Source organism: Roseovarius sp. S88 (assembly GCF_037023735.1).
Classification (GTDB): domain Bacteria; phylum Pseudomonadota; class Alphaproteobacteria; order Rhodobacterales; family Rhodobacteraceae; genus Roseovarius; species Roseovarius phycicola.
The window spans coordinates 1,281,081-1,304,904 of record NZ_CP146069.1; the positions used below are offsets into that span (position 1 = coordinate 1,281,081).

Here is a 23,824-nt window from a genome sequence, read left to right on the forward strand (position 1 = left end):
TAGAATCCGTTGAGACACACGCCAACCATGCGGTGACGTATCCGTAGCCAAGACACGGGGAGACTAAGACATTGAAGATCGGAACACCTAAAGAGGTTGCCGAGGGCGAAAACCGGGTCGCGATGACGCCGGACTCCGCCCTGCAACTGCAAAAGCTCGGACACGAGTGTGCGATTGAGGCCGGTGCAGGCCTGGCGGCGGGGTTTTCCGACGCTGATTACAAGGAAGCCGGTGTTGAGGTGATCAAATCCGCCTCGGCCCTGTGGAAGGCCAGCGACATAGTCGCCAAGGTTCGCGTACCCACCGACACCGAGGTCAAACGTCTTACAAAGGGTAAGACGCTGATTTCCTTCTTCAATCCCGGTGGAAATGAGAAGCAGATGAAGGCCGCCGCCGACAAGGGCGCGACGGTTGTCGCCATGGAAATGGTGCCCCGCATCTCCCGCGCGCAAAAGATGGACGCGCTGAGTTCGATGGCCAATATCGCCGGTTACCGCGCTGTCATTGAGGCCGGTAACAACTTTGGCCGTTTCTTCACCGGTCAAGTCACTGCCGCGGGCAAGGTGCCCCCGGCTAAGGTACTCGTTGTCGGCGCCGGTGTTGCCGGCCTTGCCGCGATCGGCACCTCGACGTCTCTGGGGGCAATCACCTACGCCTTTGATGTGCGCCCCGAAGTGGCCGAACAAATCGAATCCATGGGCGCGGAATTCGTGTTCCTCGACTTTGAGGACACTCAGCAAGACGGCGCTGAAACAGGTGGATACGCCGCCCCCTCCAGCCCGGAATTCCAGGCCAAGCAGCTTGAAAAGTTCCGCGAGATGGCCCCGGACATCGACATTGTCATCACCACGGCCCTCATTCCCAACCGGGATGCGCCCATCCTCTGGACCAAGGACATGGTCGAGATGATGAAGCCCGGCTCAGTGATCGTGGACCTCGCGGCTGAACGCGGCGGCAACTGTGAGCTGACCCAAAAGGACGAGAAAATCGTCACCGACAATGGCGTGACCATCGTAGGCTACACCGACTTCCCGTCGCGCATGGCCTCGCAATCCTCGACGCTCTATTCCACCAATATCCGTCACATGATGACCGACCTCACGCCGGAAAAAGACGGTAAGGTCGTGCATGACATGGAGGATGACGTGATCCGTGGGGCTACTGTGACCCATGCGGGCGAAATCACCTTCCCACCACCACCACCCAAAATTCAGGCCATCGCAGCGCAACCCAAAAAAGAAGCGCCGCGCGAACTGACACCCGAGGAAAAGCGTGCCGAAGAACTGGCGGCGTTCAAAAAGCAAACGGTGCAGCAGGTCTCGCTTCTGGGGGTCGGCGGTGCGCTGATCCTGCTTGTGGGCCTCGTCGCCCCGGCAAGTTTCATGCAGCACTTCATCGTGTTCGTTCTATCGGTCTTTGTCGGGTTCCAGGTCATCTGGAACGTGTCGCACTCACTGCACACGCCGCTCATGGCCGTAACCAATGCGATCTCGTCGATCATCATCCTGGGCGCGCTGATCCAGATTGGATCAAGCTCGTTCTTGATCACACTGATGGCAATGCTCGCGGTCTTCATGGCCGCAATCAACATATTTGGCGGCTTCCTGGTCACACGGCGCATGCTCGCCATGTTCCAGAAATCGTAAGGGGACAGGCTTATGGAATTCGGATTTACCACTGCCGCTTACGTTGTTGCTGCGGTTTTGTTCATCTTCTCGCTGGGCGGGCTGTCCGGCCAGGAAAGCGCAAAACGCGCGGTTTGGTATGGCATTGTCGGCATGGGGATTGCTGTTCTGGCAACGCTCATCGGACCCGGTCAGGGGCTTTGGCTTGTTTCGCTTGTCCTGATCGCACTTGGCGCCGTCGTGGGCTATCAACTCGCCACGCGGGTGCAAATGACACAGATGCCCGAGCTTGTGGCCATCATGCACTCGCTTGTGGGTCTCGCAGCGGTCTTTGTGGGCTTCAACGCCGACATCATGATCAACACCATGAGCAGCCTTTTTGCCGAGAACGATCTTGTGCTGGGCGCGGCCAAGGACGGCGGGTATCAGGCCATTGGCCTGCCCGCTGCGATCTACAACGAATTGTCCTCTTTCGGACAGCTCATCGCCAAGAAGACAACCGTCGAAATCACTATCCTGCGCGTCGAACTCGTGCTGGGCATCTGGATCGGGGCTGTGACCTTCACCGGCTCGGTCATCGCCTATGGCAAGCTTGCCGGCAAAGTGGACAGCGCGGCCAAACAGCTGCCGGGTGGACACATGCTGAACGCAGCCGCCGCAGGTGGCTCGCTCCTGCTGGCCATCATGTATCTGGGTGGCTCGGGCAGCTGGACACTGGTCCTCCTGACGCTTCTGGCGCTCTTCATTGGCTATCACCTGATCATGGGCATCGGCGGCGCGGATATGCCCGTCGTGGTCTCCATGCTCAACAGCTACTCGGGCTGGGCGGCGGCGGCCATTGGCTTCAGCCTTGGCAATGACCTTCTCATTGTTGTGGGTGCGCTTGTGGGCTCGTCCGGTGCGATCCTGAGTTACATCATGTGCAAGGCGATGAACCGGTCCTTTGTCAGCGTGATCCTGGGCGGCTTCGGCGGTGCGGCTGGTGAGCAGATGGCTGTGGAAGGCGAACAGGTGGCGATTGATGCCGATGGCGTGGCCGCGGCACTGAATGAGGCGTCCAGCGTCATCATTGTGCCGGGCTATGGCATGGCGGTCGCCCAAGCGCAGCAGGCGGTCAGTGAACTGACCAACAAGATGCGCGCGGCGGGCAAGGAAGTCCGTTTTGCCATCCACCCCGTCGCCGGGCGTCTGCCAGGGCACATGAACGTGCTTCTGGCCGAGGCCAAGGTACCCTATGACATCGTGCTGGAAATGGACGAGATCAACGATGACTTCCCCGAAACGGATGTGGTCATCGTCATCGGCTCCAATGACATCGTGAACCCCGCGGCACAGGATGATCCCAACTCACCCATCGCCGGCATGCCGGTGCTGGAGGTCTGGAAAGCCAAGCAGGTCTTTGTCTCTAAACGGGGGCAGGGCACAGGCTATTCCGGCATCGAAAACCCGCTCTTCTACAAAGAGAACACCCGCATGTTCTATGGCGACGCCAAGGACAGCGTGAGCACACTCTTGCCGAAAGTGGGCTAGGCAAAACGCTTTGAAAACAGGAAGAGGCCCGCTAATTTGGCGGGCCTTTTTTTGTCATGGCGACGGCTGGCCGTGCATGACGGGTCGTCCATTGCGCAAGGTGAGTTTGGGCAGGACGGTCTGCTTTGAGCCCAAAGCGGACTTTCAAAATGAAGAGTTCTTAAAAACCAAATGGGGTGTACAATCGAAGTAGCCTCAATGAAGACTTGGGTCACTTGGTTACCGCAGAACTTAAAGCGCTGAGGGAGAAATTAGTGATTAACGAATTTCGAAAATACCAGTCTGACGGCCTTGATGCAGAGGGAGCATATCTGAAATCGAAGCAGTTAGGATTGGATTTTGGTCAGCGTATGAGAATGCTTACGCAGGTGTATGGTCTTTCGCTCGCAGAATACAAGGTGCTGGCTGTGCGGCTTGATACCAGTCTGACGATAAACGAATACCAAGAGCAGCTACTTCCAGACCTAGAAGAAGCAATGAAACAAGCACACAATGACCATGAAACTCGCAGGGATTAGACCGCTGCGGTTTAGTTCTGACATCATTGACCGCTTCGAGCCCTATGCGGACGCCCTTCGCGCGGAATCAAGGCGCGTAGCGCCGCCGCGTGATCGCCAGACCGCCCCCGGGCTGGCGATTGGTCGACCCAAGCGCTTCGATCAAGGGATTTGCGGATTAGGCTGACATAAACTGCGATGAATGTCGGTGGGCCGCCATCCCGCGGTCTGGCCATCGCGCGGCTGATCAAGGGAACTCAGGAGCGACCGCTCCGTCCGCACAGCCGAGCTAACTCCACTGCACCACAGTCCAGACGAGACGGTCCACCGCTGACATAGCCCTTGCGAGCGAACCGGTCTCAGGAGCCCTGCTTACAACACCTTCCGAAACACAACCTTATCATCGCCCTTGTTCCAGAAATCGCGGATCTCGCGCCTCTTCCTCATATCCCAGTGATGCGTAGAACCTCCGGGCCGATGAATAGGCGTGCGCCCCGGACGTTTCCACGATGATCATACGCTCGCCCATCTGTCGCAGGTGGTCTTCCACACCCGCGACAAGCGCAGCACCATAGCCTTGCCCCTGCAACTCAGGAACTACAGCCAGCGCCAGCATGTTCCAGGTGCCCTGGGTAAGCTCTTCCGGCCTCGTGTAGGCAAAGCCCACAGCCACTTCCTTGTAATGGCAGCTCAGCCAGAAGGCCTCGCTCTGCCCATTCAGGTAAGGCTCCATCATTTCCGGCAACAGATCGCTTGGGAAAAGCCCGGTGCCATCGAGTACGGTTTGCAGCGCCGGTATATCGGCGGCCGTGGTTGGTTTGACGCTCATTCTTCGCATGGGTCGTCTCCTATCTGTTATCAAGTTGCGCATTGACCGATCTCAGCCCCAACCGCGTGATACGGTAGGGCGCGCCATGGCGCGATTGGATGAGATTGCGCCTCCGAAGACGGTCAAAAACATGCAAGGTGCAATCAGACAGCACATGCCCGTCGCGGGTGAAACAGATCACACCGTCAACTTTTCCGTTCTCCAGACGGTCAAAATGGATCGCGCCACCTTACGCGAGCACATGCAGCACGCGTTGTTCGTGTTTTGAGATATTCACTGGTTTGTCTCGTGGATTTAGATCAGCCCAAAAGGCACCCGGCATCTCGCGCGGGTGTCTTTGAAATGGAATGGGCCCGGTCAGTTGGGCCTAGCGGCTGACCGCAATCGTAGACATAAACTCTCCGTCGTTCGCGTTATGCGATACGTGAGCGTGATCTAGGTTTTTGACGGAGCGGATGCAAGGGCATGCGCCCGGCGCCTATTTGTGCGAGGTGCATTTGCCACACGGCACCGACGCAATACCGACGCAATACCGACGTGATACCGACGTTGCGATCTGGCCTGATTTGGGACGATGAGAGGGTGCGGAAACGAGCGGTGTGCCGACAGAGGCCCTGTGCCTGAAATACAGGCAGGTATACAATGGCATCCCTCTAACTGTTTGATGCGGCAAATAAATCTGTTTCCATAGGTGGGGTAGGGCGCTAGGTTGCGCGCGACTCAGAAGTGTATTTGCCATGCCCCCGATCCAAGATCACCCCCTGCGATACCAGCTTGTCAACGAGCTCCACGCCCGCCCCTTCCCAACCGTCCAAGCCCCTGCAACTGCTGCATTTTTGGCGCTCAAACACCTCGACAGCGCCGCGGCCAGAGACCGGGGGGCTGATCTTAAACACCTAGTCGCTTTGCTTGACCGCTACGGCGCACCACACCCGCAACCCGATGCCTCGCATTATTCCGGTGACCTCGGTCGGTATCACCTGAAGTGGGAAAGCCACACCGAGTTCGTCACCTACACGGCCTTCCGGGATGGCGTGAGCGACCGACCGTTTGACCCGTCGGATTTCGACGTATTTCCAACTGATTGGCTCGAAAATGCACCGGGCCATCGCGTCACATCGGCGCTCATTCGCATGGACACCGATCAGGATGACGCTGCGTTTCGCGAGGCGGTATCCAAGCATTTTGTTTCAGAAAGCGTGGCGGTCGCACGGGTGCTGGATGACACGGCCAAGGTGGCCGGTGATTTCCGCATTGACACCGCCGGACACCTGCGGTTCCTCGTAAACGCCGCATCGCAGACAGGTCCACGCCGGATCGGGCGAATCGTGCAACGCCTGTGCGAAATTGAAACGTATAAGACAATGTCCATGTTGGGGCTGGCGCGGGTGCGTCAAATGAACCCTGAATTGGGCGCGCTCGATCAGCGCCTGACCCAGCTCATTGGCAACATGCCGGGCGGCTCTGTGCGGGCTGAGGACACGCTTGATGACCTGTTGGCCATCTCGGCAGAGCTGGAAGGCATGGTGGCGCGGTCGTCCTATCGGTTCGGCGCATCCGCGGCCTATGAGCAAATCGTCAAACAACGTATCGAAGTGCTGCGCGAAGAGCGTTTCGAAGGCCGTCAGACCTTTGGCGAGTTCATGATGCGCCGCTACGATCCGGCGATGCGCACAGTGCGCTCGACCAAGAAACGCCTTGATGCCATGGCAGACCGCGCCATGCGCGCCGGTGAGCTTTTGCGCACGCGGGTGGACGTGGAACGCAGCGCCCAGAACCAGGACGTGCTCGAAAGCATGAACCGCCGCGCCGACCTGCAACTGCGGCTGCAGCGCACGGTGGAAGGCCTGAGCGTTGTGGCCATCAGCTATTATGCGGTGTCATTGGCCGGTTATGTTCTCTATCCGCTGACAGAGCCGACGGGGCTCAGCAAAGACATGCTGACGGCAATCGTGGCCCTGCCGATGCTGCTGCTTGTCTGGTGGATGGTGCGACGCATTCGGCGAAAGCTGGAGTGATGGGGGCTGTCCGCTTCGCGGACTTTGCTGCCGTTGAAGACTGCAACTTGAATGTCCGCTTTTGCGCTCTGTCATAGATGCTGGGTGCGCGTTCATGCGCCGAACGTTAAACTAAGTTCAATCGACAGCAAGAGTATCGGATGCGGCAGTGACCAAATCAACCAAAACACCGTCTTTCTCTGAAGATGCACGGGCGATTTCTGCCTTCATGGGCGAAAGACTAAAGCCACTTGGTTTCAAGAAGCGAAGAAACGGTTTCAACAAAAGACTCGATAACGGCCTGATCCACCAAATTTCGATTTTCAGCGTTGGCGCGTATTCAATCGATCATGGCAAGTTCTACATACACGCGGGCTGCTATGTCGCTGAAGCAGAACTGTATCGAAAAAACGTGACCGAACCCAAATGGGTCACAGATGCGCTGTGCACAGTTAGAGGTGTATTTCCAGAGAATTACTTGAGCCTGAGTAAAGTCGCGGCCAAGCTCAGCATGCTTACTCCCCACGTCGACAACGTTCTGGAAGCCTTGGCGTCATTCGATAGCTACGACGGTATCACGGGAGACACGAATATCGCCGATCAGCTCTCTCCTAAGAGATCGCTTTGGTTCGAGACGCCCCAGCCGATCGTTAAGGCTCGCATCCAAATTTCAAGAGAAGACGCAGTAGGGGCTTCGAGAACGATTCAACAATACCTTGCGACTAAGAAGGCGGCAGAAAAACCGCATCTAGCGCATATTAAAGTAGTTGTTGAGTGGGCCGAAGAAATGGGACTGCTGTGATCGGATGGCCCATAAGCTTGCCTGTGTGAACTGCCCTTTCGGACGTTCTTGCGCTGCGCAGCGTCGGACACTTTGGGCTCAAACCCGCCATCGCACCGCTACTAAAACGCCTCTGGCTTGGCCTCTCGCGCCATATGGTCCAGCACGGCATTCACAAAGCTGGCTTCCTTGCCTTCGGGGTAAAAGCTTTTGGCGATGTCGACGAATTCTGAGATCACCACTTTGGGCGGGGCCTCGCCCTCAAGCATTTCGGCCCCAGCGGCTCGAAAGAGGGCGCGCAAGGTGGGGTCTATGCGGTCAATCGGCCATTTGGCTACCAGAGCACGATCCGTCATCTGGTCGATCTTGGCCTGCCAGTTGACCGCCTGTTCCAGCAAAAGCTGAAACAGGTCCATGTCCCCATCGGCCATTTCAATGCCTTCATCCACCTCGGCCCCAAAGCGGAATGTTAGAAATTCCTGCCGCACCGCATCGACGCTTTGCTTCGAATGCTCCATCTGAAACAGCGCCTGCACCGCATAGAGCCGCGCGGCGGAGCGCATTTTACGTTTCTTGTTGCCGGACAGCTCGGTCATGCCGTGGGGTCGCCTTTGGTTTCTCCTGCCAACCGGTATTTTTCGCTGGCAGGTTTGAAGCCCACACCTTTGCGCGCAGCGCCCCACTTGCGTTCCAGTGCGATGAGATGCAGCGCCGCCGCGGCCGCGCCTGCGCCTTTGTTCATCCGGGCCGGATCGGCACGTTCCACAGCCTGATCGCGGTTTTCCACGGTCAGGATGCCATTGCCAACACACAGCCCCTGCAAACCGAGCAATGTGATCCCCCGGCTGCTGTCATTGCACACGGTCTCATAGTGCGTCGTGGCGCCCCGGATCACACAGCCGAGAGCGACATATCCGTCATAGTTGCTCATCCGCTCGGCCATGCCGATGGCGGTTGGCACTTCCAAGGCACCGGGCACCTCAATCAGATCATGCGCCCCGCCCGATGCCTCTATTTCCGACACAGCGCCCGCAATCAGCATATCTGCGATGTCGCGATAAAACGGCGCCACCACGATCAGAAGTTTCACAGGCTTGTCAAAGGTGGCGCGGGGCAGAGTGTATTCTTTTTCAGCCATGACCTTATCCTTCACTCAAGGCGCGGGTGCCAACAATAGTAATTCCATAAGCATCAAGGCCCAGATAGCGGGTTTGCGGGCTGTCGGTCACGAGGATCAGATCCTGCACGCCCATAGTCGACATAATCTGCGCGCCAAGCCCGGTTTGTTTGATGGTGCGCGGCCCGTCATCCTCTTCCATCTCGGAGGCCAGGCGTGGGCGCGGTTGGCGGAACAAAAACACCGCACCACGTCCTTCGGCGGCGATGATTTCCATCGCACGCGGCAGTTTGCCAGTGGGACGGCCAGTATCAGCCGCCAAGCCGATGCCAAGCACATCTTCCAACGCATTCAGCGCATGGGTGCGTGCGAGAACAGGCTCGCCATCTGTGATATCACCTTTGGCGAGCACAACATGTTCAGTGCCGGTGATCTGATCTGCAAAGATACGCATGTCCCAGTCGCCGCCATGGGAGGAGTGAACGGTTTCGCGGCGCACTTCGCGTACAAGGTTGTCGTGCTTGTGGCGATACGCAATCAGATCAGAGATCGTGCCGATTTTCATGCCATGCGTTTTGGCGAAGTCCACCAGATCAGGAAGTCGCGCCATCGTGCCATCATCCTTCATGATCTCACAGATCACGCCGGAAGGGTTCAATCCAGCCAGACGAGAAATATCTACGGCGGCCTCGGTATGACCGGCCCGTACCAGCACGCCACCATTCTTGGCCCGCAGCGGAAAAATATGCCCCGGCGTGGCAATATGGGCCTGGGTGTTTTGCTCATTGATGGCCGTCGCGACAGTCAACGCCCGGTCTGCGGCAGAGATGCCAGTGCTCACGCCCTCACGCGCCTCGATGCTGACCGTAAAAGCCGTCTCGTGGCGCGAGGAATTGTTCACCGCCATCATCGGCAGGCCAAGCCGGTCGATCCGCTCAGACGTCATCGGCAGACAGATAAGCCCGCGCCCATGGGTGGCCATGAAATTGATCACCTCTGGCGTGGCGAACTCTGCCGGGATCACCAGATCGCCTTCGTTCTCACGGTCCTCATGATCCACCAGAATGAACATCCGCCCCGCGCGTGCCTCGGCAATGATCTCTTCGGTGGAAGAGATGGCTGCGCTCAGATCAGCTTCTACTGGGCCGGGCGTTTCATAGGCTTGGATTTCCGACATCTCATCCCCCTGCAACTTGCAGGCTTGCCAGATACCGCAGGCTTAAACGGATGGCCAGAGGGATATATGCCGTTTCAAGCTCACAAAGCTGAGTAAAACAGGCCTCATAACGAGAAAGTTGCAAACTGTCGCTCTTGTGGCAGAGCCACTTTGTGGTATCCTATGAGCAGTGATCAGAAAGGCGTGTCATGCCTGAACTTATTCGACTCTACATCGTCAATGTTATCATCGGCTTCTGTATTGCAGCGGTTTTTGTGGCCATGCTGCTTTGGTTCAACGTCGCGAATCTGTGGCATCTGGTCAGCCATTCGGACAAGGGCCTTCTGGCTGTGTTCCTTTTGTGGTTCTCGAATGGCATCATCTTTGCTGGCGTGCAGTTCGGCATTGCCGTGATGCGTCAAAAGGATGACGACGACGATGAGCCGCGTGGCGGTTTGGGTCAGCATGTCGATATGCGGCAGGAGCTAGAGACGATTCCGATCCGCGCCAACAGCGGCCGCGCGCCATTCTGGCAAAAGAAGTAACTTCAAAAATTGAGCGAGTCGTTCGCGCATTTGCGGGGCTTGGTGTGACGGGACCACGCACAACCGTTTGGTTCTCTCATTCCCGAGGACCTGTATATACAGGTGGGCGCCAGGTAACCGGACCACGGCCCGGACAGAGCCAGCTCCCTCGGAATTGCTTAAGGCCACCGGAATGCAACCTGTCACGAGAAGGGCAGAACCCGTCACCCGACGTAGTTAAGCTGTGTGGGACAGCGGGGCAAGGGGGGTGGCACGGCAAATCAGCCAGGCTGGAACAACTCGAGCAGGTTTCCAGAGGGGTCTTCGCAAAGAATTTGCTTGCCGCCCGGACCCGAAGTGATTTCGTTTCGAAAGGTTGTTCCTTTATCGCGAAGCGAGTCTACGAGACCTTCAAGATCATCGACAACCAAGACACACCGGTTCCATCCCCCTGGTTTAGGCTTGGCACCGTCCGGCATGGGTTTGGATGCCGAAGCCGTCGGACCGGCCAACCAAAGATCAAGGTCACCTTGTCTGACAATTGCCATAGCGGAGCCGAATTGTTCGATCAGTTCGAGACCCAGCTGTCCGCAATAGAAGGCCACGGCCTGATCAACGTCTGAAACTATGTATCGAAATTGCGCCATCAACTTTCTCCAATTGATGCGCTCACCTTAGCATGAAAACCCGCTTTGTTCGCGGAACAGTCATTGGGCCTCAGTCGACATCACAACCCCATATTTGCGCAATTCTTCTGGCAATAGCACGTAAATTTCATCCGGCGGCGTGGTGAGCGCCGGGACCATGATCAGTGGATCGATTCCCATCTCATCCAAGTATAGCATGACCTCGCCTTGACCGGCTTGAATATCTTCCACCGCGAATGAGGCAGGCAGGATCGTGCTTTCGCCGAAGTAGTGCTGATGCACGCCGACCTGCGCAGCCTCATCGACGTCGCGCTCGACGCCGCCCATGAGAATATAGGGACAGGCCGAATAGCAATACTCCCCGGCAAGCATGCGTGTGTTGATGCCAGTCTCTCGAACAAAGCGGCCAATCTGCAAGGCATCGCTGACCACACCACCGGGCGATTGCAGGACAAGCCATTCCGGCGTGGGCCGCGCATCCTGCAACAGTTTGATCACTCGGTCAGCATCTCCCTCGGCGATATCGCCTTCCAGCCGGTAGGTTGCTTGCTCAATTTTGGTCAGGACTAGCCGGTTGGGCAGTTTGCCGGGGTCTCGTGCAGGTCGCGTCGCCGGGCGGTCGCGACCGGGCGCAAACACCCGCCTTTGGTCACCGGGTCGCACAGGGTCCGTCAAGAGTGGCGCATCAGGACCAAAACCGGGCAGGGCCAGACGCGCTTCTTGCACATCTCCCACCACCAGAAGCGCTCCGATGGCCAGTTGAAAAGCCAGAACGGCGGTAAGCACGCGGGCCACCAGCGGGCCTTTGGCCTTGGGGGGTTCAGGTTTACTCATGGTTTGGTGCCCGTGATGGGACTGATCTTGTCATCCTTTGGTTTCTCGGGGGCTGGAGCGGCCTGCGTTTCGGGGTGTTCCTCGATCTCGCGCGAAACAGCGAGAGCCGCCCGCAGTTCGGCCACGGTCATAGTGTCTTCAATATCGGTGCCATCTCGCAGATACCGGATCACGCCTTGGGTGATGGCAAGGATCAGAACCAGAACAGCAGGCAAGAGGTCAATCGCAATCGCTCCGGCCCATGATGGCACGAAATTGCGCGCATAAAGGATCACAGCGTCAGCAGAGGAGATGGGGGTATAGATCACCTCAGGCGCCGGTTCCAGGGCAGACACGGTTTGTGCCGCGCCTTCCAGGGTGGCGGCACGTTGACCCAGTACTTCAAGTACAGATGTGATGGTAGCTGCCTGATCATTGCGCCCCTCGGCCGTGCGGCTGTCAAGCTCGGGCAGGACAACCGAGGCGGCCAAATCCTGTGCCGCGCGTTCTACCAGGGGGGCGACTGTCAGCTGGCGCATCTGCGTGATCAATCCTTGCAGGCGTACCGCCGCCTCAGAGAATTCCACAGACCGCGCCTCAACGGGGCCGGGTTCCACCGTCAGCGCGCGCATGCGGCTTAGGATGGCGTTGCCTTCGGCAAATGCAGTCTCAACCAAAGGTGTTTGTTGTGCAATTTGGGCTTCCAGCGCGCTCAGCTCAGCCGATTTCTGACGCAGCACGCGAAACACGGCCCCACGTCCGGCAAGGCCAGAGAGATTGCCGGTAGCCTCCTGTTCGCTGAGATCTTCAAAAGATTGGCGCACCCGCGCCACGTCACGTTCAAGCGCCTGACCCGTCAGCGCAATTTCATGCGCGCGTTCCAGGCTTTGCTGATAGTCCTGTACGGTCTTGGCCAGATGCTGCTCCACCGCCGCAGAGCCGGCCAGCGCGGCGGCATTGAGCCAGCTCGACATGGCCACAATGGCCAGTGACCCCAGCCCCATAGCCCCCAGAAGTGCGACTCGCGCCCGCGCCGTGGTGACCGCCGGGTAGAGGCGCAAGAGGTAGGACCAAAATACAAAGATGCCGACCGACACGGCCACCGAATAGGCCAGTGCGGCGAAGGTCGACAGCGCACCGGTGTCATCTAGCAAAGAGGACACGCCGAGATATGTGTAGATACCAGATGCTACGGCCAGCACGCCAAGCGCTGTGCCCGAAAAGGTGTTTAGCCAATCAATATGGCCTTCAAGCTCTTGCGCATATCGCGCCGATCGCGTGCGCGCACTGTCCCCGGATTCATCAGCCATGCCCCACTCCTTCCCGCGCAACTCCCTGTGCAGCGCCAAGATGACGCCAACTTTTCGAGTATGTGAGTGTCCGCTGAAACATCAAGTCAGGCTCTCGTGATCAGCGGGGAGTGCACAATAAATAGGGGAAAGTCTTGCCAATGTTCCCGGTATGTTCGTATGTTTGGTGTCATGCAGGATGTAGTCACAGATTTGAACACCCAGAAACCCGGCCAGCTTTTGGCGCGGGGCGTGTGCAGGCATTTGCTGGGCTATGATTTCGTCTGCGTCGAAGAATTCACACCGGAACGGGGCAAGCGGGTGGATGTCATGGCGTTGGGTCCCAAAGGTGAGATTTGGGTGGTAGAGTGCAAATCAAGCCGGGCCGATTTTACCTCTGATGCCAAATGGGATGGGTATCTTGAATGGTGCGACAGGTACTTCTGGGCTGTGGATGAGGATTTCCCTACCGATCTTTTGCCCGAGGGCACGGGTTTGATGATTGCCGATGCCTATGACGCTCAGATCATTCGCATGGCGCCGGAAAGCAAATTGCCAGCCGCGCGGCGTGCGGCCCTTACGCGACGGTTTGCGCGACAGGCGGCACTGAGGCTGCAATCTGCGCGTGACCCGAACCTATGAGGTGTCGTTTTCTGGTCTGGAATTCAGGTGAGTTCTACGCATCCTAACCTTTGCGTGCCTCTGCCGCTTTTGCAGCCGCCAGAATTTCTTCGGCAATCTCGCGCGCCTCATCAGGGTCGAAATCCATCGGAATTTCAGCCTGGCCCGCCTCAATGAACAACCGCACCATGCCTTGATCGGTTGGCCCGATTTGCAGGTTTGCCTCGATATCGCGTTCGTCGTTGATGCCCATGGTGGCCTCCAAAAGTGCAATCCGGGCTTAGCGCCAAGATGCAAGTCGCGCAAGTCGCTTGGTCCGCTCAAAGAGTCTTGCAATCGCACCGCGCAAAAGTTAAATCGACACCGCGTGCCGCCTTAGCTCAGTTGGTTAGAGCGCCTGATTGTGGATCAGGAGGTCCCCCGTTCGAGCCGGGGAGGTGGTACCACTCCTTATTTCCCGACCTCAATCGCAATTTCCTGCCGCAACTCGCCCGTTTCGGCGTTAAAGATCAGGATCTGGTTGTCCTCCGTCACCACCGCGTACCAGCCATCGCCGCGCGTATAGGCCGTGGGGACCGTGCCGTCGGGCAGGGTAATCTCATCAGGCATTTCCGGGCCGAACGCGTCGGAGAACTTGGTGACAAAGAGCACCACGATCACTATGAACCCCACAACCATCACGGCGGTCAGCACGGTGACCAGAAGGCGCAGGTATTTCACCAGCCCGGGGTCGATGGGGTTTGGATCTGGAGTGTCATTCATGGGCGAAGCCCCTTCCAAGACGATTTCCGTGCGCATTGCGGCGGATCCGCCGCCCCGCCTTGATAAGGCGCTTGCGCGTGATGTGCCAGAGGCGGCGGCCTTGTCCCGCACGCGCCTGACGCGGCTGATTGCAGAAGGGTGCGTGCAGATAGGGGGCGCGCCGGTCATGGACCCCAAACGTAAGGTGTCCGAGGGAGACATTGTTGAGATTACCGTACCTCAGGCCGAAGAGCTTGATACAGTTGCGCAGGATATTCCTCTCGACGTGGTGCATGAAGACGCAGACCTCATCGTGGTGAACAAACCCGCTGGCCTTGTTGTGCATCCCGCACCAGGCAGCCCGGATGGCACGCTGGTGAATGCGCTCTTGCATCATTGTGGGGATAGCCTGTCTGGCATTGGAGGCGAGCGTCGCCCCGGCATTGTGCATCGCATTGACAAGGACACCTCGGGTCTTCTGGTTGTGGCCAAATCGGACAAGGCGCATCACGGATTGGCGGCGCAGTTTGAGACGCACAGCGTTGAACGCAAGTATCTTGCTCTGGTACATGGAGTTCCTGATGCCGCCGATCCCCGCCTTCGTGGCATCAAAGGGGCCAGCTTTGAGGCTGGCAATATCCTTAAACTCACCACGCAACTGACACGCCATAAAACCGACCGGCAGAAGCAGGCTGTTGTGTTTCAAAGCGGCCGGCATGCCGTGACGCGCGCGCGACGCATTGAGACCTTTGGAATTCCACCGCAAGTGTCACTGGTTGAATGCTGGCTCGAAACCGGGCGCACACACCAGATCCGGGTGCACATGGCCCATGCCGGGCATGGATTGGTTGGCGATCCGGTCTACGGCGGTCGGCGGAAATTGAACGCAAAAGCGCTCAGCAAAGAGAGTTTTGCTGCCGTAGAGGTCTTTTCTCGTCAGGCACTTCATGCAGCGGTTTTGGGCTTTGAACACCCGGTTTCGGGTGAAATCTTACGGTTTGAAACGCCTTTACCATCTGATTTTGCAGAGCTTTTGGGAAAATTACGCGCGTTCGCCTGATTTGAAATAAATTAGCACGTTTTCGCACCTTCACGTGAAAATCCTGTCACACCACTGGCGGGCATCCGGCTGAGCATTCATATTCTGTTAAACAATTCAGTTCATCTGATCTTGAAAACAGCCCAGTTGTGCTTACATCAATGTTAAACCCTTAAACATTGGAGGGACGAGGACATGAGTAACTACGCAAATCTTCCCGCACCGTCACCAGAGGCCGGTCTCAACCGCTATTTGCAGGAAATCCGCAAATTCCCGCTGTTGGAGCCGGAACAGGAATACATGCTGGCCAAGGCCTGGGTCGAGAAAGAAGATACCGACGCCGCCCATCAGATGGTCACAAGCCACCTGCGCCTGGCAGCCAAAATTGCCATGGGCTACCGCGGCTATGGCTTGCCGCAGGCGGAAGTGATCTCAGAGGCCAATGTGGGTCTGATGCAGGCGGTCAAACGCTTTGACCCCGAAAAGGGCTTCCGCCTGGCCACCTATGCGATGTGGTGGATCCGCGCCAGCATTCAGGAATACATCCTGCGCAGCTGGTCGATGGTCAAACTGGGCACGACGAGCGCGCAGAAAAAGCTTTTCTTCAACCTGCGCAAGGCCAAGGCACGCATTGGCGCGTTGGAAGAAGGGGATATGCACCCCGACAATGTGGCGCGCATTGCGCATGATTTGGGCGTCACCGAAGACGAAGTGATCAGCATGAACCGCCGCATGTCGGGTGGCGATGCGTCGTTGAATGCCACAGTGGGCTCTGAAGGCGAGGGCACCATGCAATGGCAGGATTGGCTCGAAGACGAGGATGCCGATCAAGCGGGTGACTACGAGGCCAAGGACGAGTTGGACGCGCGTCGTGAGCTTTTGGCTGAGGCGATGTCGGTGCTCAATGACCGTGAAAAAGATATCCTGACGCAGCGGCGCCTGAGCGACAAGACCATCACTCTTGAGGACCTGAGTGCGCAATACGACGTCAGCCGCGAACGCATCCGCCAGATTGAAGTGCGCGCGTTTGAGAAGCTACAAAAGCGCATGCGGTCCCTGGCACAGGAGAAGGGCATGTTGGCCTCAGTCTGACCCTTTCTTTCGCTGATTGGTCAATGGCCCCTTCCAGAGATGGACAGGGGCCATTACTTTGCGCAGTGAAGATTTCAACCTTGATTTGGATGACCCCAGGTGCGCCTTTTCCTTTTTGCCTGTTTTGTTGGTTTGACGGCTTGCGCACCCCGCGAAGCCGCACAATATGCAGCGCCCGTGCCTGAGGCCCAGATCGAACAGGTCTATGTGGCCACGCAAAAGGCTTTGGACAATAACGGGCAGACCTTTGGAGAGCGGCGAACAGGCGAGATGAACTACTTTCGTGCGGCTGTCTCAGTTCCGCCAACGCATGAACCGGGTCGCATCGAATGGCCAGATGGCCCACCAGATGCCGCGACTGATTTCGTTGTGACGGAAACTGAAATTTATGAGACACCCAATCAATTTTTACGGGACGTGAAATCAAAACGCTCGGGTGCCGAAACGCAAGTTTTTGTGCATGGCTTCAACGCAACCCTGTCCGATGGCATGTACCGCACCGCGCAAATGCATGCCGATTTTGGGCGAGAGGTGCCTACCGTTCTCTTTTCGTGGGCCTCGGCGGGTGATCCGCGTGGTTACATCTATGACCGTGACAGTGTGCTCTACGCGCGCGACGACCTTGAAGACTTGCTCAAGCAGCTCACGCAGGGCCCCAATGACCGCGTTGTTCTGATTGCCCATTCCATGGGATCACAACTCGTCATGGAAGTGATGCGTCAGGCGGCGCTTCGTGGAGATCGCACATTGCTCAATCGGATCAATGCGGTGGTTCTGATGTCGCCTGATATTGATCCTGATGTCTTTCGCAGGCAAGCCGAGGCAATCGGAGACATGCCAGATCCCTTCCTGATCTTCGTATCCCGACAAGACCGAGCGCTGGGCCTTGCCAGTTTCATCACGGGTCGCAAGCCGCGCCTTGGCGTGATCAACAGCCCCGATGCAGTTGCCGATCTGCCAGTACGGGTAATCGATTTCACCGCGCTGGCCAATGGCGAAGGCCTTGATCATGCTGTAGCAACAACCTCTCCGGCGGCTATTTCGGTGCTGCGCGGTATGATGTCCCAAGCCAGTGCAGGCCAACCCGCATTCCAGCGCTACATGGTCCTGACAACATCGCCACCCATCGGCCCCTAAGACGCCATTTCGCCAAGCCTGAGCCAAATATTCGCCCCTTTCTTATGGTCTTAAAGGATCAAGGAAATATGGCCTGAAGCGTACATAGCGTTGCACAACAGGCTTTGACGAAGGGCAAACAGGTGAAAAAGCTCGACACTGTCGCAAGCAATTGGACGGCGCTTATCGGATGCGTCTGCCTTGGCTTGGGCATCGCCTATCGCGCTGTTGTTCCAGCTGAAAACCCGGTCTCAGGTGCGCTTTTCCTGATCCTGTGCTACCTCATCCCGGTCTCGCTTTTCGAAATTCTGGGCCGCAAGAGTCATCGCCGCGCCTCGACCGGTCTTGATTGGGAAACCTCGCGGAGCCCGGATTTGCAGCGTGTGGTCGTCAAGCTGGTTGGCTTCTTCGGGATCATGGCCGCGGTCGTCGCGATCCACGCTGTTTTCCGAATTTACGCGGTGGAGCGGCTGATCATGCCACTTGCCGCGTTGCAGTTGCTCTTGCCTGTCTGTCTGCCCTTGGTGATTGCCTACTTCTATTTCGTTGATCGGCGCATGCGCGAGCCGCATGACGGCTATCATGAGTTCGGTCAGCTGCTCCTACGGCGAAACTCGGATCCAGATTGGCCGCTACTGAAAGACTTCGCCCTGGGCTGGATGATCAAGGGGTTCTTCCTGCCTGTGATGTTCGCCTATCTCGCGCTGCAGATGCCGCGCCTGCACCTTGATCTGAACCAATTGATGCAAGGGCCGGTTGCGGCTGCGGTCTATCTCACCACGGCTTTGGTGATTGTCGAACTTACAATTGTCGTTGTTGGCTACGCCATGACGCTCCGGCTTTTTGATGCGCATATCCGCTCGCCAAATGGTCTTCTTGGCGCCTGGGTTGTCACGCTGATCTGCTACGAGCCTTTCAACAAGATCGCTTCTGGCCAAATCTATCCTTATCGTACCGAACAGGACTGGTCTGCGGTCGCAGGTGATTATGCACTTCTGATGTGGCCCTGGATTATCCTTGTCCTTTCGGCGTTCCTGCTGTGGGTCTGGGCCACGGCGATTTTTGGATTGCGCTGGTCCAATCTCACCCATCGTGGGATCATAACCAACGGGCCTTACGCCTTCACCAAGCACCCTGATTACGTTGCGAAGAGCCTTTTCTTCTGGCTCACCGCCGCACCTTTCCTGACAGCCGCCACCCCCTGGCAGGCGGTGACCGGCACGCTGTCGCTCTTTGTCATCAACGCGGTCTATTTCGGGCGTGCCCGGATGGAGGAAAAGCATCTGTCCGAGGACCCCGATTATGTCGAATATGCGCTGGCAATGAACGAGCGCAGCATCTTCCGTGGAATGGCCAGGTATCTTCCGTTTCTGACCTACCATGCGCCGGACCGGCAGGGGTCTGACACAGCGCGGAAGAGTGACGCGGCACAAGGCCTGCCTGCCGAGTAATTCCGCCACGGTCCGGCGATTGCAGCCTGCCGAGAAGCGTCTTACATTTATCTTCCAAAGGAGATGGACATGGCTGGCGGCTGGGCGCGCGATGGCGCGGTGAATGAACAGATCGAAGCATCCGTGAACGACGAGCTGCAGCGTCTGAAGGCTCGGGCACAGCCCACGGGCGAGAGCCTCACCCATTGCGCCGAATGCGACGAACCCATCCCCGAGGCACGGCGTGCGGCGATCCCCGGTGTGAAGCTGTGCATCGACTGCATGCAGGAGCGTGACAGCGCCTATCAGATGCGCTCCGGGATCAATCGGCGGGGGTCTAAGGACAGTCAGTTGAAGTAAAACCTGCTTTCTTTTTGCTGCAAATATCCCCGCCGGAGGCGTCCGTCGTCACCCCTCCATCGCCTCAAGCTCATCAATAAAGCCCGAGATCATCGATAAACCCTTACCCCAGAACGCAGGATCCGACGCATCCAAGCCGAAGGGTGCCAGAAGTTCTTTGTGGTGCATCGATCCGCCGGCTTTCAGCATATCGAAATACTTGTCCTGGAACCCGACCGGATTTTCCTCGTAAACCGCATAAAGCGCGTTCACCAACCCGTCACCGAACGCATAGGCGTAGACGTAGAAGGGCGAATGCACGAAATGCGGGATATAGGCCCAGAAACTCTCGTAGCCTTCCATGAATTCGAACGCAGGCCCAAGGCTTTCCCCCTGCACCGACATCCAAAGCGCGCCAATGTCTTCGGGCGTCAGCTCGCCCTCGCGACGCGCGGCATGCAGTTTGCATTCAAAGTCGTAAAAGGCGATCTGGCGAACGACCGTGTTGATCATGTCCTCAACCTTACCCGCGAGCAGTACCTTACGCTCGGCCTGATCTTTGGCTCCGTCAAGCATCTTGCGGAAGGTGAGCATTTCACCAAAGACCGACGCCGTTTCGGCCAAAGTGAGCGGTGTTGAGGACAAAAGCTCACCTTGCTCAGCTGCCAGAACCTGATGCACGCCATGACCCAGCTCATGCGCGAGCGTCATCACGTCCCGCGGTTTGCCGAGATAGTTCAGCATCACATAAGGATGCACGTTGGTGACGGTAGGATGTGCAAACGCCCCCGGTGCCTTGCCAGGTTTCACGGCCGCATCAATCCAGCCTTTGTTGAAGAACGGATCAGCAAGATCGCCCATGCGTGGATCAAAGGCGCTATAGGCCTCCATCACCATTTTCTGCGCCTGCGGCCAGTCGATGACCTTGGTGTCTTCCATTGGAAGAGGCGCGTTGCGGTCCCAGACCTGCATCTTATCCAGCCCCAGCCATTTGCGTTTGAGCTCGTAATACCGATGGCTCAGTTTGGGGTAGGCGGCTACAACAGCATTGCGCAGGGCCTCGACCACTTCGGCTTCGACATCGTTAGACAGGTGCCGCCCGGTCTGCGCCGTGGGCATGTTGCGCCAGCGGTCGAGCACCTCTTTTTCCTTGGCGGATGTGTTGTGTACACGGGCAAAAATTTTGATGTTCTCCTGAAAGACATTTGCCAGCTCTCGGCTTGCAGCCTCGCGTTTGCTGCGATCCTGTTCGGTCAGAAGGTTGAGCGTGGCCTCAATCCCCATCTCCTCGCCATCTACTTCAAAGGTGAGCCCGGCGATGGTTTCGTCAAAAAGCCGCTCCCATGCATCACCAACAACACCCAGATCATGCAGGAATTTCTCAAGCTCATCAGAGAGTTGATGTGGCTTCATCGCCTGAATGCGGCGAATGACCGGGGAATAACGGGCCAGACTGGCATTCTCGGCATACATCGCGTTCAATGCATCTGCATCAAGCCGGTTCAGCTCCAGCGTGAAGAACACCAGCGGCGTGGTGAAATTGGTGATCTTCTCCTGGCAATCAGACATGAATTTCGCCCGCTCGCCATCGGTTGTCTGCTGGTAATAGCGCAGCCCCGCATAGGACATAATGCGCCCGGCGATGTTTGAGATTTTCTCGTTTCGCTCGATGCAAGTGAGCAGACCGGCGGCATCGAGGTCGCCAAGCTTTCCTTCGTAATCGGCCGCAAAAGAGGCGCAGTTTTCTTCTAGCCACTCCAGATCACGCGCAAGTTCCGGCGCGTCCTCGCCGGTGTAGAGATCATCCAGGTTCCATTCCGGCAATTCGCCAAGATTGTCAGCGCCCGAGGCAGCATTGGCATCGCGGACAGGAAAGGGAAGATGGATCATGGTACACTCCGGAATAACGTTTTGTCTGACATAGGCGGGGTAGGGCGGGGCCTCAACCCCAAGTCTTTTCTGAAAAGACTTGGCAAAAGCCTTTTGAAGGCTTTTGCTATTCAGCCATATTGCGCCAGCATCTCGCGCAGATCCTCAATCGTGTTGGCCTCATTCACTGGTTTGTCATGCCGCCAGCGTTTCATGCGCGGAAAACGAAGGGACACGCCGGATTTGTGTCGGGTACTTTCCGCAATGCCTTCAAAGGCGATTTCAAATACATGCACGGCGCGCACCTGACGCACGGGACCAAATCTCTGCAGCGTATTCTTGCGCACCCAGGCGGTGATCTTGCGAAATTCTTCATCTGTGAGGCCGGAGTAGGCCTTGGTGAATGGCACAAGCTCATTTCCGTCCCGCACCGCAAAGGTGAAATCGGTAAAGAGATTGGCGCGCCGTCCGTGACCTTGTTGGGCATAGATCATCACCGCATCAATCGTAAGCGGATCGAGCTTCCATTTCCACCAATCCCCTTTCTTGCGGCCCGTGTGATAGGGGCTGGACGCACGTTTGATCATCAACCCTTCGGCGCGTTCTTCGCGGGCTGTGCGGCGTAAATCGGCGAGTGTTTTCCATGATTTGAACCGAAGCACTAAAGACGCGCGCAACGGTGCATCCTCTGGCAGGGTGCTCAATATGGCATCAAGCCTAGCGCGCCTCTCTGCGAACGGCACTTCGCGCAGGTCCTCTCCGTTATCCTCCAGAAGATCATAGGCCAGCACGATCACGGGCGCGTCTTTCAGCAACTTCTTCGGTACGGTCTTACGACCGATCCGCTTTTGCAGCGCATTGAAGGGCAGGGGCGCAATACCGTCCCAAGCCACAATCTCTCCGTCAATCACTGTGCCATCCGGAAGGAAGTCCCGCGCACGCGCCAGTTCGGGAAACCGGTCTGTCATCAATTCCTCGCCACGTGACCAGACGAAATGCTCGCCGCCGCGCAGAATGAGCTGACCGCGAATGCCATCCCACTTCCATTCCGCGAGCCAGTCTTTGGGATCTCCCAATGTCTCGGGCCCATCATCGTCCAACCCATACGCCAGGCAAAAAGGGTAGGGGCGCGAGAGATCCGCACCTGAATCGGGCGCCTCGATCAAGGCCTCCCATGTTGTTGTGTCTGGCGTCCAATCCCCCATCAAGCGATGCGCCAGTTCGGCCTCATCGCGGCCCGTGGCCTGTGCCAAAGCGCGGGTCATGAGCTTGCGGCTCACCCCGATACGAAACCCACCTGTCAGAAGCTTGTTGAAGACCATGCGTTCCTGCGCGCCCATCTGGTCCCACGCGTCCAGAACCGTAGCTTTGCGTGCATCTTCGTCCTGCGTATCAAGCGCCCGCAGACGCGCAATCCATGTGCTCAGGCTCTCATCCTGATCTCTCGATGCAGGGGGAAGGACCAACGCAATAGTTTCGGCCAGATCACCCACAATCGAATAGCTTTCCTCAAAGAGCCAAAGCGGGATGTTAGCCTTTTCCGCCGCCCATTCCCGAAGCTTTGTGGTCGTGATCGCCCGGCGCGGCCTGCGCCCGGAGAAAAGCGCGACGGTCCAAAGCCGGTCTTCGTCTGGCGCATCTGTAAAATATTTAGCCATTTCAGATGTTTTGGCAGATGTCTTGGTAGTCTGATCAAGAACGGCGTAGAGTTCGGTGAACCGTTTCATGCGGTGTCACCTTCGTCGTCCGTGGCATCCAAGGTCTCGCCAGTGAACTCTGTTGGAACAATTTCAGTGTTTAATCCACTTTCATTCAGCCAGCGCGCGAAGATATCCGTGTAACCATGCGTGACATATATATTTTCCGCTTTGGTTGCTTTGATCGCAGCATTCAAACCCTGCCAGTCCGCGTGATCGGACATCACAAACCCCCGGTCCACTGAACGCCGCCGTCGCACCCCACGCAGACGCATCCAGCCACTTGCGAAACCAGTTGAATTGGGCCTGAACCGTCGTGCCCAAGTGCTTCCAAGCGCGCCCGGTGGCGCAAGAACCATCGCGCCGGGATGAGATTTGGGATCAAGATCAGGTGTTACATGGCATGTGTTGGGTAAGGCCAACCCCTGCGCGCGCAATACCGCATTGGTGTTTTCCACTGCGCCATGGGTCAGAATCGGTCCGATGGACGGATCCAAAAGCGACAAAACGCGCTGTGCCTTACCCAGCGAGTAGGCCCCCAAAAGGCTGAACATACCTTTGGCCGCGTTTCCCGCCCACCACTCGTTGATTTCCTTTGCAACGATGTCTTCCTGCGCCCAGGTGAACACAGGCAGGCCGAAGGTGCATTCCGAGATGAAACTGTGACAGCGCACCGGTTCAAACGGCTCAGACAAGCGATCCGGCTCGGTTTTATAGTCGCCCGAGACAACCCAAACCTCGCCTTTCACCTCAACCCGTATTTGCGCCGATCCGGGGACATGGCCTGCGGGATGAAAAGAAACGGTCGCGTCCCCTATCTGCTTCGCCTCACCATAGCGCACAGTTTCAAGTGTGATCTCACCCAACCGATGCCGCATCACCGGTGCGGCTGCCTCGGTGGACAGATAACGTCGATGCCCCGGTCGCGCGTGATCCGCATGCCCATGGGTGATCAGGGCACGATCCACGGGTTTCCATGGGTCGATGAAAAAGTCGCCGGCAGGGCAATAGATGCCTTGGGGTTTGAATTCTAAAACCATAGGCCAAGTTTAGCGTGGTCTCACGCCATGACCAT

The 23,824-nt window shown here is 57.3% G+C and carries 25 protein-coding genes and 1 tRNA gene; 13 read left to right on the plus strand and 13 right to left on the minus strand.

The window, feature by feature from the left end; genetic code table 11:
- The first annotated feature begins 71 nt into the window (after positions 1-71).
- From RZ517_RS06505 to RZ517_RS06515, 3 genes are all read left to right on the plus strand, one after another.
- Positions 72-1,646, plus strand: a complete 1,575-nt coding sequence (locus RZ517_RS06505; RefSeq protein ID WP_317055615.1) for a Re/Si-specific NAD(P)(+) transhydrogenase subunit alpha — start codon at positions 72-74, stop codon at positions 1,644-1,646.
- Between the two features lie 12 nt (positions 1,647-1,658).
- Complete coding sequence (locus RZ517_RS06510; protein WP_338550658.1) at positions 1,659-3,155, plus strand: NAD(P)(+) transhydrogenase (Re/Si-specific) subunit beta; 1,497 nt, start codon at positions 1,659-1,661, stop codon at positions 3,153-3,155.
- A gap of 254 nt (positions 3,156-3,409) precedes the next feature.
- Complete coding sequence (locus RZ517_RS06515) at positions 3,410-3,673, plus strand: hypothetical protein (protein WP_338550659.1); 264 nt, start codon at positions 3,410-3,412, stop codon at positions 3,671-3,673.
- Positions 3,674-4,052: 379 nt separating this feature from the next.
- Here the strand turns inward: RZ517_RS06515 and RZ517_RS06520 are convergent, their stop codons facing one another.
- Together RZ517_RS06520 and RZ517_RS06525 are read right to left on the minus strand one after the other, a co-directional pair.
- Positions 4,053-4,490, minus strand: coding sequence for a GNAT family N-acetyltransferase (locus RZ517_RS06520; RefSeq protein ID WP_338550660.1), 438 nt, complete (start codon positions 4,488-4,490; stop codon positions 4,053-4,055).
- A 10-nt stretch (positions 4,491-4,500) separates the two neighbouring features.
- Positions 4,501-4,662, minus strand: a complete 162-nt coding sequence (locus RZ517_RS06525) for a YjhX family toxin (protein ID WP_422395564.1) — start codon at positions 4,660-4,662, stop codon at positions 4,501-4,503.
- Positions 4,663-5,218: 556 nt separating this feature from the next.
- Here RZ517_RS06525 and RZ517_RS06530 point away from each other — a divergent pair.
- Positions 5,219-6,499, plus strand: coding sequence for a DUF3422 family protein (locus RZ517_RS06530; RefSeq protein WP_338550661.1), 1,281 nt, complete (start codon positions 5,219-5,221; stop codon positions 6,497-6,499).
- A gap of 148 nt (positions 6,500-6,647) precedes the next feature.
- A complete protein-coding gene (locus RZ517_RS06535) occupies positions 6,648-7,280 on the plus strand; it encodes a DUF4304 domain-containing protein (RefSeq protein ID WP_338550662.1) in 633 nt (210 codons plus the stop codon).
- A gap of 101 nt (positions 7,281-7,381) precedes the next feature.
- Here RZ517_RS06535 and nusB read toward each other — a convergent pair whose 3' ends face one another.
- Genes nusB through ribB form a run of 3 tightly spaced genes read right to left on the minus strand, consistent with a single transcriptional unit; the run spans position 7,382 to position 9,553 of the window.
- Positions 7,382-7,855, minus strand: coding sequence for a transcription antitermination factor NusB (nusB, locus tag RZ517_RS06540; RefSeq protein ID WP_338550663.1), 474 nt, complete (start codon positions 7,853-7,855; stop codon positions 7,382-7,384).
- Complete coding sequence (locus RZ517_RS06545) at positions 7,852-8,397, minus strand: 6,7-dimethyl-8-ribityllumazine synthase (RefSeq protein ID WP_338550664.1); 546 nt, start codon at positions 8,395-8,397, stop codon at positions 7,852-7,854. The genes nusB and RZ517_RS06545 overlap by 4 nt, the downstream gene beginning before the upstream one ends.
- A gap of 4 nt (positions 8,398-8,401) precedes the next feature.
- Positions 8,402-9,553, minus strand: coding sequence for a 3,4-dihydroxy-2-butanone-4-phosphate synthase (ribB, locus tag RZ517_RS06550; protein WP_338550665.1), 1,152 nt, complete (start codon positions 9,551-9,553; stop codon positions 8,402-8,404).
- A 188-nt stretch (positions 9,554-9,741) separates the two neighbouring features.
- Here ribB and RZ517_RS06555 point away from each other — a divergent pair, with 188 nt between their 5' ends.
- Entirely contained in the window at positions 9,742-10,077 is a 336-nt protein-coding gene (locus RZ517_RS06555) for a hypothetical protein (RefSeq protein ID WP_338550666.1), read from the plus strand.
- A gap of 260 nt (positions 10,078-10,337) precedes the next feature.
- On the opposite strand, the gene RZ517_RS06560 is transcribed toward RZ517_RS06555, so the two are convergent.
- From RZ517_RS06560 to RZ517_RS06570, 3 genes are read right to left on the minus strand one after another with little or no spacing between them, the layout of a single operon-like run.
- Positions 10,338-10,703, minus strand: coding sequence for a VOC family protein (locus tag RZ517_RS06560; RefSeq protein WP_338550667.1), 366 nt, complete (start codon positions 10,701-10,703; stop codon positions 10,338-10,340).
- A 60-nt stretch (positions 10,704-10,763) separates the two neighbouring features.
- On the minus strand, positions 10,764-11,537 hold the full coding sequence (locus RZ517_RS06565) for a hypothetical protein (protein ID WP_338550668.1): 774 nt from the start codon (positions 11,535-11,537) through the stop codon (positions 10,764-10,766).
- Positions 11,534-12,826 (minus strand): hypothetical protein, encoded by a 1,293-nt coding sequence (locus tag RZ517_RS06570; protein WP_338550669.1) that lies wholly within the window; start codon positions 12,824-12,826, stop codon positions 11,534-11,536. Before RZ517_RS06570 ends, RZ517_RS06565 begins: the two co-directional genes overlap by 4 nt.
- Positions 12,827-12,997: 171 nt before the next feature.
- Between RZ517_RS06570 and RZ517_RS06575 the strand changes: the two genes are divergently transcribed.
- Positions 12,998-13,447, plus strand: a complete 450-nt coding sequence (locus RZ517_RS06575; RefSeq protein WP_338550670.1) for an MmcB family DNA repair protein — start codon at positions 12,998-13,000, stop codon at positions 13,445-13,447.
- A 43-nt stretch (positions 13,448-13,490) separates the two neighbouring features.
- On the opposite strand, the gene RZ517_RS06580 is transcribed toward RZ517_RS06575, so the two are convergent.
- The gene (locus RZ517_RS06580; protein WP_338550672.1) at positions 13,491-13,679 is read right to left on the minus strand and encodes a DUF6324 family protein; all 189 of its coding nucleotides are present in this window, start codon (positions 13,677-13,679) and stop codon (positions 13,491-13,493) included.
- Between the two features lie 116 nt (positions 13,680-13,795).
- On the opposite strand from RZ517_RS06580, the gene RZ517_RS06585 reads away from it, so the two are divergent.
- Positions 13,796-13,872 (plus strand) — tRNA-His (locus RZ517_RS06585).
- Positions 13,873-13,876: 4 nt separating this feature from the next.
- Here the strand turns inward: RZ517_RS06585 and RZ517_RS06590 are convergent.
- Positions 13,877-14,188, minus strand: coding sequence for a DUF6476 family protein (locus RZ517_RS06590; RefSeq protein WP_338550673.1), 312 nt, complete (start codon positions 14,186-14,188; stop codon positions 13,877-13,879).
- Here RZ517_RS06590 and RZ517_RS06595 point away from each other — a divergent pair.
- The 5 genes from RZ517_RS06595 to RZ517_RS06615 all read left to right on the plus strand — a co-directional run bounded on the left by RZ517_RS06595 (position 14,187) and on the right by RZ517_RS06615 (position 19,204).
- Positions 14,187-15,227 carry an RluA family pseudouridine synthase gene (locus RZ517_RS06595; RefSeq protein WP_338550674.1) on the plus strand — a complete coding sequence of 347 codons (1,041 nt, stop codon included), beginning with the start codon at positions 14,187-14,189 and terminating at the stop codon, positions 15,225-15,227. The genes RZ517_RS06590 and RZ517_RS06595 overlap by 2 nt on opposite strands.
- A 174-nt stretch (positions 15,228-15,401) precedes the next feature.
- The gene (gene rpoH, locus RZ517_RS06600; protein WP_317055593.1) at positions 15,402-16,298 is read left to right on the plus strand and encodes an RNA polymerase sigma factor RpoH; all 897 of its coding nucleotides are present in this window, start codon (positions 15,402-15,404) and stop codon (positions 16,296-16,298) included.
- Positions 16,299-16,397: 99 nt separating this feature from the next.
- A complete protein-coding gene (locus RZ517_RS06605; protein WP_338550675.1) occupies positions 16,398-17,435 on the plus strand; it encodes an alpha/beta hydrolase in 1,038 nt (345 codons plus the stop codon).
- Between the two features lie 122 nt (positions 17,436-17,557).
- Positions 17,558-18,865, plus strand: coding sequence for a methyltransferase family protein (locus RZ517_RS06610; protein WP_338550676.1), 1,308 nt, complete (start codon positions 17,558-17,560; stop codon positions 18,863-18,865).
- A 69-nt stretch (positions 18,866-18,934) separates the two neighbouring features.
- Entirely contained in the window at positions 18,935-19,204 is a 270-nt protein-coding gene (locus RZ517_RS06615; RefSeq protein ID WP_338550677.1) for a DksA/TraR family C4-type zinc finger protein, read from the plus strand.
- 48 nt (positions 19,205-19,252) lie between these two features.
- Here the strand turns inward: RZ517_RS06615 and RZ517_RS06620 are convergent, their stop codons facing one another.
- From RZ517_RS06620 to RZ517_RS06630, 3 genes are all read right to left on the minus strand, one after another.
- Positions 19,253-21,073, minus strand: coding sequence for a M3 family oligoendopeptidase (locus RZ517_RS06620; RefSeq protein ID WP_338550678.1), 1,821 nt, complete (start codon positions 21,071-21,073; stop codon positions 19,253-19,255).
- A 110-nt stretch (positions 21,074-21,183) separates the two neighbouring features.
- Positions 21,184-22,779: an ATP-dependent DNA ligase gene (locus RZ517_RS06625; RefSeq protein ID WP_338550679.1), complete on the minus strand. Its 1,596-nt coding sequence runs from the start codon at positions 22,777-22,779 to the stop codon at positions 21,184-21,186.
- Positions 22,776-23,789, minus strand: coding sequence for a ligase-associated DNA damage response exonuclease (locus tag RZ517_RS06630; RefSeq protein WP_338550680.1), 1,014 nt, complete (start codon positions 23,787-23,789; stop codon positions 22,776-22,778). The genes RZ517_RS06625 and RZ517_RS06630 overlap by 4 nt, the downstream gene beginning before the upstream one ends.
- Between the last annotated feature and the right edge of the window lie 35 nt (positions 23,790-23,824).

What these genes read in the sequence shown, in the direction of transcription:
- RZ517_RS06510 (WP_338550658.1), top strand. Translation starts at nt 1,659, where the DNA reads ATGGAATTCGGATTTACCACTGCCGCTTACGTTGTTGCTGCGGTTTTG.
- RZ517_RS06520 (WP_338550660.1), bottom strand. Translation starts at nt 4,490, where the DNA reads ATGCGAAGAATGAGCGTCAAACCAACCACGGCCGCCGATATACCGGCG.
- RZ517_RS06530 (WP_338550661.1), top strand. Translation starts at nt 5,219, where the DNA reads ATGCCCCCGATCCAAGATCACCCCCTGCGATACCAGCTTGTCAACGAG.
- nusB (WP_338550663.1), bottom strand. Translation starts at nt 7,855, where the DNA reads ATGACCGAGCTGTCCGGCAACAAGAAACGTAAAATGCGCTCCGCCGCG.
- RZ517_RS06545 (WP_338550664.1), bottom strand. Translation starts at nt 8,397, where the DNA reads ATGGCTGAAAAAGAATACACTCTGCCCCGCGCCACCTTTGACAAGCCT.
- ribB (WP_338550665.1), bottom strand. Translation starts at nt 9,553, where the DNA reads ATGTCGGAAATCCAAGCCTATGAAACGCCCGGCCCAGTAGAAGCTGAT.
- RZ517_RS06555 (WP_338550666.1), top strand. Translation starts at nt 9,742, where the DNA reads ATGCCTGAACTTATTCGACTCTACATCGTCAATGTTATCATCGGCTTC.
- RZ517_RS06560 (WP_338550667.1), bottom strand. Translation starts at nt 10,703, where the DNA reads ATGGCGCAATTTCGATACATAGTTTCAGACGTTGATCAGGCCGTGGCC.
- RZ517_RS06565 (WP_338550668.1), bottom strand. Translation starts at nt 11,537, where the DNA reads ATGAGTAAACCTGAACCCCCCAAGGCCAAAGGCCCGCTGGTGGCCCGC.
- RZ517_RS06570 (WP_338550669.1), bottom strand. Translation starts at nt 12,826, where the DNA reads ATGGCTGATGAATCCGGGGACAGTGCGCGCACGCGATCGGCGCGATAT.
- RZ517_RS06575 (WP_338550670.1), top strand. Translation starts at nt 12,998, where the DNA reads ATGCAGGATGTAGTCACAGATTTGAACACCCAGAAACCCGGCCAGCTT.
- RZ517_RS06580 (WP_338550672.1), bottom strand. Translation starts at nt 13,679, where the DNA reads ATGGGCATCAACGACGAACGCGATATCGAGGCAAACCTGCAAATCGGG.
- RZ517_RS06595 (WP_338550674.1), top strand. Translation starts at nt 14,187, where the DNA reads ATGGGCGAAGCCCCTTCCAAGACGATTTCCGTGCGCATTGCGGCGGAT.
- RZ517_RS06590 (WP_338550673.1), bottom strand. Translation starts at nt 14,188, where the DNA reads ATGAATGACACTCCAGATCCAAACCCCATCGACCCCGGGCTGGTGAAA.
- rpoH (WP_317055593.1), top strand. Translation starts at nt 15,402, where the DNA reads ATGAGTAACTACGCAAATCTTCCCGCACCGTCACCAGAGGCCGGTCTC.
- RZ517_RS06615 (WP_338550677.1), top strand. Translation starts at nt 18,935, where the DNA reads ATGGCTGGCGGCTGGGCGCGCGATGGCGCGGTGAATGAACAGATCGAA.
- RZ517_RS06620 (WP_338550678.1), bottom strand. Translation starts at nt 21,073, where the DNA reads ATGATCCATCTTCCCTTTCCTGTCCGCGATGCCAATGCTGCCTCGGGC.
- RZ517_RS06625 (WP_338550679.1), bottom strand. Translation starts at nt 22,779, where the DNA reads ATGAAACGGTTCACCGAACTCTACGCCGTTCTTGATCAGACTACCAAG.
- RZ517_RS06630 (WP_338550680.1), bottom strand. Translation starts at nt 23,789, where the DNA reads ATGGTTTTAGAATTCAAACCCCAAGGCATCTATTGCCCTGCCGGCGAC.